At 47.7% G+C, this 13,136-nt stretch carries 12 protein-coding genes; 6 read left to right on the top strand and 6 right to left on the bottom strand.

Features of this window, described 5'->3' with window-relative positions; genetic code table 11:
• Positions 1–140 precede the first annotated feature (140 nt).
• A complete protein-coding gene (gltX, locus tag ACVA6Q_RS09300) occupies positions 141–1,568 on the top strand; it encodes a glutamate--tRNA ligase (protein WP_446647338.1) in 1,428 nt (475 codons plus the stop codon).
• Between the two features lie 129 nt (positions 1,569–1,697).
• Here gltX and dxs read toward each other — a convergent pair whose 3' ends face one another.
• The 3 genes from dxs to xseB are packed head-to-tail and all read right to left on the bottom strand — an operon-like array spanning position 1,698 to position 4,735.
• Positions 1,698–3,563, bottom strand: coding sequence for a 1-deoxy-D-xylulose-5-phosphate synthase (gene dxs / locus ACVA6Q_RS09295; RefSeq protein WP_446647337.1), 1,866 nt, complete (start codon positions 3,561–3,563; stop codon positions 1,698–1,700).
• Between the two features lie 24 nt (positions 3,564–3,587).
• Positions 3,588–4,472 carry a (2E,6E)-farnesyl diphosphate synthase gene (gene ispA, locus ACVA6Q_RS09290; RefSeq protein ID WP_353496885.1) on the bottom strand — a complete coding sequence of 295 codons (885 nt, stop codon included), beginning with the start codon at positions 4,470–4,472 and terminating at the stop codon, positions 3,588–3,590.
• A gap of 20 nt (positions 4,473–4,492) precedes the next feature.
• Positions 4,493–4,735, bottom strand: a complete 243-nt coding sequence (gene xseB / locus ACVA6Q_RS09285; RefSeq protein ID WP_353496884.1) for an exodeoxyribonuclease VII small subunit — start codon at positions 4,733–4,735, stop codon at positions 4,493–4,495.
• 334 nt (positions 4,736–5,069) lie between these two features.
• On the opposite strand from xseB, the gene pomA reads away from it, so the two are divergent.
• From pomA to thiI, 3 genes are all read left to right on the top strand, one after another.
• On the top strand, positions 5,070–5,834 hold the full coding sequence (gene pomA / locus ACVA6Q_RS09280; RefSeq protein ID WP_353496883.1) for a flagellar motor protein PomA: 765 nt from the start codon (positions 5,070–5,072) through the stop codon (positions 5,832–5,834).
• 33 nt (positions 5,835–5,867) lie between these two features.
• Positions 5,868–6,803 (top strand): flagellar motor protein MotB, encoded by a 936-nt coding sequence (locus ACVA6Q_RS09275; RefSeq protein ID WP_353496882.1) that lies wholly within the window; start codon positions 5,868–5,870, stop codon positions 6,801–6,803.
• A 268-nt stretch (positions 6,804–7,071) separates the two neighbouring features.
• Entirely contained in the window at positions 7,072–8,520 is a 1,449-nt protein-coding gene (gene thiI, locus ACVA6Q_RS09270) for a tRNA uracil 4-sulfurtransferase ThiI (RefSeq protein WP_353496881.1), read from the top strand.
• A gap of 151 nt (positions 8,521–8,671) precedes the next feature.
• On the opposite strand, the gene ACVA6Q_RS09265 is transcribed toward thiI, so the two are convergent.
• Positions 8,672–10,243 (bottom strand): lytic transglycosylase, encoded by a 1,572-nt coding sequence (locus tag ACVA6Q_RS09265; protein WP_353496880.1) that lies wholly within the window; start codon positions 10,241–10,243, stop codon positions 8,672–8,674.
• Between the two features lie 76 nt (positions 10,244–10,319).
• Positions 10,320–11,078: a hydroxyacylglutathione hydrolase gene (gene gloB, locus ACVA6Q_RS09260; RefSeq protein WP_446647336.1), complete on the bottom strand. Its 759-nt coding sequence runs from the start codon at positions 11,076–11,078 to the stop codon at positions 10,320–10,322.
• 38 nt (positions 11,079–11,116) lie between these two features.
• On the opposite strand from gloB, the gene ACVA6Q_RS09255 reads away from it, so the two are divergent.
• Entirely contained in the window at positions 11,117–11,866 is a 750-nt protein-coding gene (locus tag ACVA6Q_RS09255; RefSeq protein ID WP_446647335.1) for a class I SAM-dependent methyltransferase, read from the top strand.
• Here the strand turns inward: ACVA6Q_RS09255 and rnhA are convergent.
• Positions 11,863–12,327, bottom strand: coding sequence for a ribonuclease HI (rnhA, locus tag ACVA6Q_RS09250; RefSeq protein ID WP_353496877.1), 465 nt, complete (start codon positions 12,325–12,327; stop codon positions 11,863–11,865). The two genes, ACVA6Q_RS09255 and rnhA, sit on opposite strands and share 4 nt — an antisense overlap.
• A 57-nt stretch (positions 12,328–12,384) precedes the next feature.
• On the opposite strand from rnhA, the gene dnaQ reads away from it, so the two are divergent.
• Complete coding sequence (gene dnaQ / locus ACVA6Q_RS09245) at positions 12,385–13,131, top strand: DNA polymerase III subunit epsilon (RefSeq protein ID WP_353496876.1); 747 nt, start codon at positions 12,385–12,387, stop codon at positions 13,129–13,131.
• The last annotated feature ends 5 nt before the right edge of the window (positions 13,132–13,136 follow it).

Below are 13,136 nucleotides of genomic sequence, written 5' to 3'. Positions count from 1 at the left end.
TCCCTCAAGGGTAAGGTCAAGTGGTTTCATCTCATTTAGGTATAGAGATTGTAGAATTAGTGTAAGGTGATAAAATAGCGCCCAAAATTTGCAACGCACGATGACAAGCATTGTGCGACGTTGACAACAAGGTACTTTCGATGACGGTTAAAACACGTTTTGCTCCAAGCCCAACTGGCTATCTTCACGTCGGTGGTGCGCGTACTGCACTTTACTCTTGGCTATTTGCTAAAAACCAAGGCGGTGAATTCGTTCTACGTATTGAAGATACGGATCTTGAGCGTAACTCTCAGGAAGCGGTAGATGCGATCCTTGAAGGTATGCAGTGGATGGGACTTGAGTGGGACGAGGGCCCGTACTACCAGTCGAAGCGTTTTGATCGTTACAACGAAATGGTCGACAAGCTACTTGCTGAAGACAAAGCTTACAAGTGCTATGCACCAAAGGAGCTTCTCGAAGAGATCCGTGCCGAGCAAGAAGCAAGCAAAGAGATCCCTCGTTACGATGCAAACCACCCAAAAATCGTTGCAGCGAATGCGGCGGCTAAAGATGGTGACCCATGTGTGATTCGTTTCCGCAACCCGAAAGAGGGCAGCGTAGTATTTGATGATCAAATCCGTGGTCGTATCGAGATTGCGAACAGCCAAATGGATGACCTTATCATCCGCCGTACCGATGGTGCGCCTACTTACAACTTCGTAGTGGTCGTAGATGACTGGGATATGGGGATCACTCACGTGGTTCGTGGTGAAGATCACATCAACAACACGCCACGTCAAATCAACATCTACGAGGCACTCGGTGCACCAGTTCCGACATTTGCTCACTGTGCAATGATCCTAGGTGATGATGGTGCTAAGTTGTCAAAGCGTCACGGCGCCGTGTCTGTTATGCAATATCGTGACGAAGGCTACTTACCAAATGCACTAAACAACTACTTGGTGCGCCTAGGCTGGTCTCACGGTGACCAAGAGATCTTCTCTCAAGAAGAGATGATTAACTTGTTCTCACTGAATGCGATTTCTAAGTCAGCATCAGCGTTCAACACAGATAAGCTGAACTGGCTGAACAACCACTACATCAAGACATCTGAGCCTGAATACGTTGCTAAGCACCTGCAATGGCACCTAGATGAGCAGAAACTAAACACAGAGAATGGTCCAGCTATCACAGAAGTGATCAAGCTAGTAGGTGAGCGTTGCAATACGCTTGTTGAGCTTGCAGAGCAGATCCGTTACTTCTACGAAGATTTCTCTGAGTTTGAAGCGGGTGCTGCGAAGAAGCACTTGCGTGGTGTTGCTAAACAGCCACTAGAAGTTGCGCTTGCTAAAGCAGAAGCGCTAGAAGAGTGGACAACAGCAAACATTAAAGATCAAGTGATTGCTGCGGTTTGTGAAGAGCTAGAAATCGGCATGGGTAAAATCGGTATGCCACTTCGCGTTGCAGTGACTGGTGGTGGTCAATCACCTTCAGTTGATGCTGTTATGGAGCTTGTTGGCAAAGAGCGCGTGATTGCTCGTATTAAGATGGCGCTAGAGTTTATCGCTGAGCGTGAAGCAAACGCATAATTGCCATGCAATGAATTTGAAAAGCCGCAACTTAGGTTGCGGCTTTTTTTGTGTTTTCTGAACGAGACAAACTAGCAATAAAAAAGCGACCCTAGAGTCGCTTTCTTTGCTTAACTTGTGGATGCGTCTCTACTTGGAGATGTAATCGCGAATAGAGGCTTCGATGCCAGCAGCATCAAGGCCGAGTTCAGCGTGAAGCTCATCTTGTGTGCCTTGTGCGATAAACTTGTCGGGAAGACCAAGGTTAAGCACTGGCTTCATTAGCTTCTCACTCATCATAAACTCAATCACCCCAGCGCCAGCGCCGCCAGCGATAGCGTTTTCTTCGAGAGTGACGATCACATCATGATTGTCACACAGCTCACGGATAAGCGCCTCATCGAGAGGTTTAACAAATCGCATGTCAGCCACGGTAGCATTGAGATTGTCTGCTGCAACCAAAGCGCTGTCCAAGAAGGTACCGAATGATAAAATCGCTACTTTCTCACCTTCGCGAACAATACGGCCTTTACCGATCTCTAAAGCGGTAAACTCAGCTTCTGGTGCCGTACCATTACCGCTGCCACGAGGATAGCGAACAGCACTTGGACCTGTGTGCATGTGACCGGTGTAAAGCATCTGACGACACTCGTTCTCATCACTTGGTGCCATGATCACCATGTTCGGAATACAGCGCATAAAGCTAAGGTCAAACGCGCCTTGGTGGGTTTGACCGTCTGCACCAACAAGGCCTGCACGGTCGATGGCGAACATCACTGGCAGGTCCATAATCGCAACGTCGTGGATCAGTTGGTCGTAGCCACGCTGTAAGAAAGTCGAGTAAATCGCGACGATTGGTCTATTACCAGCAATAGCCATTCCTGTTGCTAGTGTTACAGCATGCTGCTCAGCGATAGCAACATCGAAGTACTGACCAGGATATTCTTTAGAGAAACGAACCATACCCGAGCCTTCACGCATCGCTGGCGTAATCGCCATTAGCGATGGATCTTTAGCTGCCATATCACATAAAAAATCGCCAAAGATTTTCGAATATGTTGGTTTGCTTGAGCTGCTTTTCGGTAAGGTTGAGTGCGACGGATCAAATTTAGGCACGCCGTGATAACCGATAGGGTCTTTCTCAGCAGGCTCATAACCTTTACCTTTCTTAGTCATGATGTGCAGGAACTGAGGGCCTTTAAGCTCACGCATGTTTTTTAGCGTTTTTACCAGTTCATTTACGTCATGACCATCAATAGGGCCAATATAGTTGAAACCAAGCTCTTCAAACAAAGTCCCAGGTACAATCATGCCTTTGAGATGTTCTTCGGTTCGCTTAACCAACTCTTTGATTGGTGGCAGCCCTGATAGCGCTTTTTTGCCGCCTTCACGAATAGAGGTATACAGGCTTCCAGATAACACTTGAGCGAGGTGGTTATTTAGTGCACCAACGTTTTCCGAAATCGACATCTCATTGTCGTTTAGGATAACGAGCATATCAGGATGCACATCGCCAGCGTGGTTAAGCGCTTCAAACGCCATGCCCGCTGTGATTGCGCCGTCACCAATGACGCTGACGACTTTGCGATCTTTACCTTCTTTGGCGGCAGAAATCGCCATGCCCAGTCCAGCGCTGATCGATGTCGAAGAGTGACCAACAGACAGAGTGTCGTATTCACTCTCTTCACGCCACGGGAATGGGTGCAGACCATCTTTTTGACGGATGGTTGAAAGTTGCTCACGACGACCCGTTAAGATCTTATGCGGATAGGCTTGATGGCCAACATCCCAAATAAGTTGGTCGAAAGGCGTATTGTAGACGTAATGCAAGGCGACGGTGAGTTCCACCGTGCCAAGTCCGGAAGCCAAGTGTCCACTAGACTGGCTCACTGAATTTAGCAAATACGTCCTAAGCTCTTCACACAGCTTAGGTAAAGATTCCTTCGGCATTAGGCGAAGTTCTTCTGGCGTGTTTGCTAATGTCAGTGTCGGATACTTTGAAATATCAAGTGTCATAGTTATTTAGCGCTTTAATATAGTCTAGTTGTTGCGCTCGATGACGTATCGGGCGAAGTCTTCGAGAAGTTGAGTATTGTAGGGTATCGCTTGCAAAGCACAAAGTGCTTCTTCAAAAAGCTGTGTGGCTTTTTGTTGAGCGCCTTCCAATCCCAGCAATGCAGGGTAGGTGCTCTTGTTCAGTTCAACATCTGAGCCCTGAGGCTTACCAAGGGTCTCGGTGTCACCCACAATGTCTAAAATATCATCTTGAACTTGGAACGCGAGGCCAATGGCTTCAGCGTAGGTTTCAAGCTGTGGCAAGTATTCGCGACCTTTATCACCCGCTGCCAATGCGCCCAGTTGAACCGCGCATTTTATCAGTGCGCCCGTTTTGTGGCGATGGATACGCTCAAGCTCATCCAATGTAACTTGGCGGTTTTCAGCTTCGAGATCCAATGCCTGTCCGATGCACATACCCGCAGCACCAGAAGCACGCGCAAGCTCTTTTACCATAGTAATACGTTGCGACTCGGCAAATGGCGCCAAAGTACCTTCTGATAATATGGTGAAGGCTAGCGTTTGCAGAGCATCACCGGTCAAAATCGCGGTGGCCTCATCAAATTCTATATGGCAAGTTGCTTTGCCGCGGCGTAATTCATCATCGTCCATAGCCGGCAAATCGTCATGGACGAGAGAATAGGCGTGAATACACTCAATCGCAGCGGCTGGTGTGTCGAGCTGCTCTTCACTGCAACCAAAGATAGAGCCAGTGGCATAGACTAAGAATGGTCTCGCACGCTTGCCACCCAAAAGCAGGGCGTAGCGCATGGCTTCAATCAGTCGTTGCTGCTGAAAGGGGTAGCCATCCAACCAAGCGTCCAGTTGCTGGTTGTTACGGGTTTGATAAGACTTCAAAGTCTCAATCATGGGGATACTCACTTTTGAAATTATTCTGACGGCTGAGTAAAGTCTTGAAGATCGGCGTCATCATCCTTAGCCAATAAGATGCTAACTTTTTGTTCCGCTTCGGTCAGCTTTTGCTGTCCAGCTCTCGCTAGGGCGATACCACGCTCGAACTTCTTCAGCGCATCGTCCAGTGCCAGATCGCCGTTTTCCAGTTGTTCTACGAGTGTATCGAGCTCGTCTACTGTCGCTTCGAACGACATGTTCTCAGGTTTCTTAGTCGCCATAACGTACTTATTTTTTATGAAATGATCGAACGTTACATGAGCGGCTAGCGATGGTCAAACTTATGGTGCGAAAAATGCTGTTAACAACCACTGTGCGGATTTTGATTGCTAAAAAAAACGTCAATATTGCCAGCTAAGCCGTTATCTTCTCTGTAGAAAGCGAATGGAAGCGAAGGAGTTCTGACAGTTGGCGACGCAATTTTGTGATTTTGTGGTCATAAATCACTTAAAGATATGGCTACTTGGTCGATAACCTAAAAGTAACGAGATAGACTCGGGCTGCTTTTCGGTTCGTCTGAGTGGCTAAGATGTCAAATTTTCTATGGAGTGTTGAGTGGATTTAGCAACGCTGATAGGCCTCATTGGTGGGGTCGCTTCGATAATTATTGCGATGGTGCTCGGTGGCAGCATCATGACTTACTATGATACTACGTCGGTATTTATCGTTATCGGGGGATCGACATTTGTCGTCTTGATGAAATTCACGCTAGGGCAATTCTTTGGTGCCGCCAAAATCGCCAGTAAAGCGTTTATATTCAAAACCGATGAACCAGAAGATCTGATCGCTAAGATTGTTGAAATGGCTGACGCAGCGCGTAAAGGTGGTTTTCTAGCGCTCGAGGAAATGGACATTCAAAATAGCTTTATGCAAAAGGGCATTGATCTTCTCGTCGATGGCCATGATGCAGAAGTGGTGCGCAATGCGATGCAAAAAGACATCGCCCTTACTGACGAGCGTCACGAAAAAGGTGCGGCAGTGTTTAGAGCTTACGGAGATGTTGCGCCCGCAATGGGCATGATTGGTACCTTGGTTGGTTTGGTTGCGATGCTATCGAATATGGATGACCCTAAGTCCATCGGTCCTGCGATGGCGATTGCACTATTAACCACGCTTTATGGTGCGATGCTTGCGAACATGTTGTTCTTTCCAATTGCCGATAAGTTGACTCTGCGTAGGGAACAAGAGAATCTTAATCGTCGTCTAATAATGGATGGTGTGTTGGCAATTCAAGATGGCCAGAACCCTCGCGTTATCGATGGCTACCTTAAAAATTACATCAATGAAAACAAGCGCGCGTTCGATCTCGATGGCGAGTAGCGTTTCCGTGGTGACTAGTAACGGGATTAAGTGATGGAACAGAAAGGCAAATGTAAATGTCCACCTCCAGGTGCTCCGGCTTGGATGGCGACCTTCTCTGATCTCATGTCGCTGTTGATGTGCTTTTTCGTTCTGCTGCTGTCGTTTTCCGAAATGGACGTGCTGAAGTTTAAACAAATAGCAGGTTCGATGAAGTTTGCGTTTGGTGTGCAAAACCGCCTTGAGGTGAAAGACATTCCTAAGGGCACCAGTATTATTGCTCAAGAATTCAGACCAGGCCGACCTGAACCGACGCCAATTGATGTGATCATGCAGCAAACCATTGATATCACTCAGCAGACGTTAGAGTTTCAAGAGGGAGATTCGGATAGGGCGGGGGGCAATCAGCGTGATGATGGCAAGATCACCGGCGGCCAAACCGCCGACCGTACTCAAAAGAATCAGATTGGTACTGCATCTTCAGATAGTGAACAGCAAAACGAAGATCTTGAAGAGTTGGAGCAAGTGATCAAGCAGGCGCTGCAGCAAGAGATCAACCAAGGTGCCGTCGAGGTGGAAAACCTAGGGCAGCAGCTTGTTATTCGTATTCAAGAAAAAGGCGCATTCCCTGAAGATTCTGCGTTCTTACAGCCTAAGTTTAGGCCCTTGGTAAGGCAAGTTGCCGATCTTGTTAAAGACATTCCAGGCCAGGTTCGTGTTTCCGGGCATACCGATAACCTGCCACTCGATTCTGAGCTCTATCGCTCAAGCTGGGATCTCTCTTCACAGCGCGCGGTATCGGTAGCGCAAGAGATGGAAAAGGTGAAAGGTTTCTCTCATCTAAGGCTAAGGGTCATCGGCGTCGCCGATACAGAGCCGCTAGGACCGAATGATACCGAGCGACAACGGGCTCGAAATCGCCGAGTTGAAATCAGTATCATGCAAGGTGAGCCGGTGTATACCGATGAGGTATCGGCCGATGGCAACTAATGGTTAAGTGATTGCCATGACTTCTAAAAACGCTAGAGCTTTGCTCTGGCGTTTCTGTTTTTTTATCGCTGAGTACCCCCCTTTTTTTGAATTGGGTGGATTGCTCGCATCTTATAAAGGTTGCGGGTATACTTGCGCCCCTAATGAACAATCGCTCAGTGAAGTCTCATTGTTTGCACTCTGAGTTGAGCGAATTTGTACTACAGTTGATATGTGTTTCCCCATACTGTCGCGCTCAGACAGCATTGCAACGAGATGTGAAAAGACTATGAGATTTATCGTAAAGCCCCATCCAGAGATTTTTGTAAAAAGCGATTCAGTGCGTAAGCGCTTTACAAGGATCCTTGAGTGCAACCTGCGAATCATTATCCAGCGCCGTACGGAATCGGTGGCGGTGTTTAACCGTCGTGATCACATTGAAGTGAGTGCAAGTTCAGACCAATATCATAGAGAAGTATTGGAGATCCTGACTCAGACCCCTGGTATCCACCATGTGCTTGAAGTTCAGCAATCTGACTTTACTGATATGCACGATATCTATGAGCAAGTTCTTGATCTTAATGGCAAACGTATCGAGGGAAAAACCTTCGTGGTACGTGCGAAGCGTCGTGGCAAGCATGACTTTACTTCGATTGAGCTTGAGCGTTATGTAGGTGGTGGCCTTAACCAAGCGGTAGAAAGCGCTCGTGTGAAGCTGTCGAAGCCTGATGTGACCGTCAATATCGAAGTGGCGAACGACAAGCTTAATCAGGTTATCGCACGTCACAAAGGTCTTGGTGGCTTCCCGCTAGGAACTCAAGAAGATGTGTTGAGCCTTATCTCGGGTGGTTTTGACTCAGGCGTGTCTAGTTACCTACACATTAAGCGTGGTTCAAAAACGCATTACTGCTTCTTTAACCTTGGCGGCCCTGCGCACGAGATCGGCGTAAAGCAAGTAGCTCACTTCCTTTGGAACAAGTACGGCTCGTCGGCGAAGGTGAAGTTCATCTCGGTAGACTTCGAGCCGGTTGTTGCTGAGATCCTTGAAAAAGTTGAAGACGGCCAAATGGGCGTTGTCCTCAAGCGCATGTTCATGCGCGCGGGTGGTATGCTTGCTGAGAAGTACGGCATTGAAGCTTTGGTTACTGGTGAGGCTTTGGGTCAGGTATCGAGTCAAACACTGACTAACCTTCGCCATATCGATGGCGTGACAGATACGTTGATCCTTCGTCCTCTTATCAACTGGGACAAAGAAGACATCATCGATCTTGCCCGTGAAATCGGTACCGAAGATTTTGCTAAGACCATGCCTGAATACTGTGGCGTGATCTCTCGTAAGCCAACGGTCAAAGCAGTTAAAGCGAAGCTTGAAGCGGAAGAAGAGAAATTTGATTTCGCTGTACTTGAACAAGTGGTGCTTGATGCTCGTATGATCGATATCCGTGATATCGAGAAAGAGAGCCAAGAGCAGGCGCCGGAGGTTGAGCAAGTGGAATCGGTTGAAAACGATGCAATTGTACTAGACATTCGCAGTGCAGAAGAGGAAGAAGCAAGCCCGTTAGAGCTTGATAACGTAGAAGTGAAACATCTGCCGTTCTTCAAGCTAGGCACTAAGTTTGGTGACCTCGACCAATCGAAAACGTACCTGTTGTATTGTGACCGTGGCGTAATGAGCCGTTTGCAAGCCTTATACTTGCAGGAACAAGGCTTCAGCAACGTTAAAGTGTACCGCCCATAGGGAGGCGCGCCTCGCTCACTCAACGAGTTTAATAGAAAAACGCCAAGCTAACTGCTTGGCGTTTTTTTGTTTAAGTCTTTTTGAACGATCAACGGGTGTAAAAAAGCCAGTCAATAGACTGGCTTTACAATTTATAGAGCTGAAGTAACGGTTAGGCGCTGGTTTTAGTGACGTCAACGTACAGCTTTAACTTCTGACCTGGTTTAAGGTATTTATTTTTCTGAAGGCTGTTCCACTTCACTACATCATTGGTACGCACTTTAAATTTGTGAGCAATACCGCTAATGGTGTCGCCGCTGCGAACCGAGTAAAAGATGGTGCGAATGATAGCGCCATCGCTAGCACTCTTCCAAATCACTAACTCTTGACCAACACGCAATGTGTCTCTTGGTCCCATACCATTCCATTTTGCCAATGATTGGTGTGACACCTTGTTCGCTTTCGCAATCGACCACAAGCTATCACCGCTTTCTACCTTATGGGTGACTTTGTAGTTACCGCGTGAGGTGGATTGTGTTTTGGCTAGGCGATTTGACGCACTCAAACTGTATGTGGAATCGTCTTTGGTTGACGTCGGCACCAACAAGTATTGACCAGCGCGGATATTATTGTTGCTTAGGCCATTCGCGTTGCGAACAACTTTAGTGGTGGTTTGGTGGCGCTGAGCAATAACACTGAGTGAATCACCTGATTTCACCTTGTAGCGTACTAGACGCATACCTTTGCCACGGTTCTTCTCTAGCTCAACGCGGAACTTTTCAACGCTATTGACCGGCAGCAGTAGGGTTTGTGGACCATTTGGTGCCGTTGCCCATTGGTTGTATGCCGGGTTGTAGCTCTGTAGCTCCTTCACTGAGATACCCGCGTATTTTGCCGCAATCGCTAGATCAAGCTGCTCATTTGGCTCGACAAGTTCAAGAGCGGGTTGGTTTGGAATCGCGGGGATATCAACACCGTATTTCTCAGCGTTGGCGAGAATATCAGCCAAAGCCAATAGTTTCGGAACGTAGCCACTGGTCTCTTTCGGTAGATCTAGCGAGAAGAAGTCGATAGGTTTACCTGCATTGCGATTTTTTCGAATCGCGCTAGAGACTCGGCCGCCGCCGCTGTTGTAGGCCGCTATCGCATGATTCCAGTTACCGTCAAAGCGTCGGTTAAGCTGTGTCAGGTAATCGAGCGCAGCATTGGTCGACAGAGTTACGTCGCGGCGACCATCAAACCAGTAAGTTTGATCTAGGCCGAACGCTTTGCCAGTGGCTGGAACAAATTGCCACAATCCCGCTGCACTACCGTGTGAGTATGCAAACGCATCAAACGAGCTTTCTACGATAGGAAGTAGTGCCAGTTCAAGCGGCAAATCACGCGCTTCGATCTCTTCAGTAATGAGATATAAAAACGGTTTAGCGCGCTGCGAGACCGTTTTTAAGTGATTAGGGTGCTTGATGTACCATTTGCGATAGTAATCGACTTTCGCATTATCCGGGATCTCCATCTCCAACTGCATCGCGATACGCTTCCAAACGTCCTCTTGTTGTTGAGGCGTGAGTGCTTTCGATGCAGGTTTTACTTCAGGAGTGTTAACGGAAACGGGCTTTGTTGTTTTAGTTGTCGCTGTTTCTGCAGGAGAGTTGGTTGGCTCTGTTGTGGTGCTGCTTGTATCTGGCTGCGTCATTTGACAACCAGCCAGCAACAGGGCAAATGCCCAACTGTATTTCTTATGCATTGTGTTTGCTACAACCTCTTACTTGAACGGCTGAGCATAATACTAATAGGCGTTGGGCCAAACAAGCAGCAAAACGTTAAAATTCGTTCTTCCACTCACGCAATGCGGTAAAAGTGGCTAAAGGATCATTATTCGCACTACGATTTGCTACCGAGTTCACAACTTCGGTTTGCGTGGTACGCAAGAACGGGTTGATGCGTTTTTCCACGGCAATTGATGTAGGTAAAGTCGGAAGTCCTTTGGCTCTTTTCTGATTCGCGTCATCGCGATATTGGTGCAAGAACTCATTATGCGGCTCAACGGCTAGCGCAAAAGCGAGGTTGCTCAGCGTATATTCGTGCGTACAGTACACTTCGGTTTCTTCCGGGAGAAGCGTGAGCTTTTGCAGTGAGTTGTACATTTGCTCTGGCGTGCCTTCAAAAATGCGCCCGCAACCGGCTGAGAATAAAACGTCGCCACAAAATAGCTTACCATCACCGACATAACCAATGTGATCGAGTGTGTGGCCAGGCAAGTTCAATACTAGAAACTCTTCGTGGAAAAGGTTAATGCGGTGACCTTCGGCTACCCTATGGGTCAGGTGTTCGGTAGCAGAGTGTTCAGGACCAATGACACTGATAGAAGGAAATTTCTCAATCAGTTTGGCGATACCGCCGGTATGATCCCAATGATGGTGGGTCACAAGAATAGTTACAAGCTCAAGCTCGTGCTGCTCTAGGTAGTTAATTACGGGCTCTGCGTCGCCTGGATCGACAACGGCACACAAGTTTTGGTTATTTTGAATAAGCCAGATGTAATTGTCATTAAATGCAGGTATGCTTTTGATATGTAACATTGTTGTTTCTCCAGTTCGGTTTGGGAGATTGCCCGAATATGAAACCAGCTCGCAGCAAGAAAAAAGTAGACCATCCTCATTCCTGGGATGAACTCGCCAATGGGCAATGGGTATCAGAGTCGATTCAAACGCGCCTTGACGAGTGGTGCCCTAAGTTATTTGGTTACCACTTACTTAAGTTAGGTGGTTTGAGCTGCGAGTTAACCAGCTGCAATTGCAATATTCAGCATCAAGTTAATCTTGATGTTAAAAACCCTCTTCACAATGTTATCGCTGACCGCTACGAATTGCCATTTTTAGAAAAGAGTTTTGATGCGATAGTGATGTCGCACCAACTTGAGTATGCGGAAGATCCACATCGTTTACTGCGCGAAGTTGATCGGGTGATGATGGATGATGGCTATTTGATTTTGACCGGGTTCAATCCCATGAGCTTTACGGGATTGGCAAGCTTGATGCCATGGCGTAAAAACAATTTTCCTTGGAGTGGCCGCATGTTCACGCCGGGTCGCATTAAAGATTGGCTTGGGGTACTTAATTACCAAGTCGTGTATGCCGACACCTATGCGTTGTTTCCAATGAAACGTTATCGCACGATGTGGACTTGGCTAGAGAGCAGTATGGGTGATTGGGCATCGTCAATGGGCAGTTTATATTTTATCGTCGCGAGAAAGCGTACCTATCCGCTAAAGCCGATCAAACCGCACTGGCGCTTGAAAAAGAAACTGACGCCCGCAAGCGTCAGTTACCGAACCGCAGATAAACAGCAGTCTGGTGATGTACGTTAGCTAGGCTGATAACCGGTATCTTCTTCGGTTGGGTTTTCCGCCGCCGCTCTGGCAAGCTCATCACACATCTCATTTTCACGATGACCTGCGTGACCTTTAACCCAGCGCCAATCAACCGTATGACGCGCCGTTTCGGTATCGAGTGCTTTCCAAAGGTCAGCGTTTTTCACTGGCTTCTTGTCCGCGGTTTTCCAGCCACGTTTTTTCCAGTTATGGATCCATTGCGTAATACCTTGACGCACGTACTGGCTGTCGGTGGTAAGGATCACTTCGCACGGCTCTTTAAGCGCTTGCAATGCGACGATGGTGGCCAGCATTTCCATACGATTATTGGTGGTGAGTGTGTAGCCTTTGGCTAGGGTCTTTTCATTCTGCTTGTAACGCAGCACAATGCCGTAACCGCCAGGGCCAGGGTTGCCTAAACAAGAGCCGTCTGTGAAAATTTCAACCTGCTTCGTCATGATTTGATACTATAGAGTCTTGAACGTTTATCCACATAGTCTGACATACAAAACGCCATGAATACCAGTCACAATCCAGAACAGCGCCGAATCGTGGTACTCGATACCGAAACCACGGGTATGAATCGTGAGGGTGGTCCTCACTATATGGGACACCGCATCATTGAAATTGGTGCTGTTGAGATCATCAATCGCAAACTGACTGGTCGTCACTTTCACGTTTATCTTAAGCCTGACATGCCAATCCAGCCTGATGCGATTGACGTTCACGGTATTACCGATGAGTTTCTACTCGACAAGCCGGTTTACAAGCAAGTGCATGAAGAATTCTTAGACTTCATAAAAGGCGCAGAGCTTGTGGCGCACAACGCGCCCTTCGACGTGGGCTTTATGGACAATGAGTTCGGAATGTTGGATGCCTCAATAGGCACCACAGACCAATATTGTAAGGTCACCGATACCCTTGCCATGGCAAAGCGCATGGCCAATATGCCGGCGAGAAAAAACCTCGATTCTTTGGCAAAACACTACACCATCGATACCTCGGCACGTATTCTCCACGGCGCATTGCTCGATGCGGAGATCTTGGCTGATGTTTATCTGGCGATGACCGGTGGTCAAACGTCAATGCAGTTTAATGCGGGGCGGTCAGATGGCAGTGATGCTGATGGCGAATCTATTAAGCGCCTCACATCTTCAAGAAAATCATTAAAGGTTTTGATGGCCTCTGCCGATGAATTGGATGCGCACAGTGCGCGTTTAGATATCGTTGAAAAAGGCGGCAGTTGTCTCTGGCGTCAGTAGGAGAG

It is taken from the genome of Vibrio sp. DNB22_10_4 (genome assembly GCF_052879755.1).
This window is presented reverse-complemented; position numbering and strand designations above follow the sequence as displayed.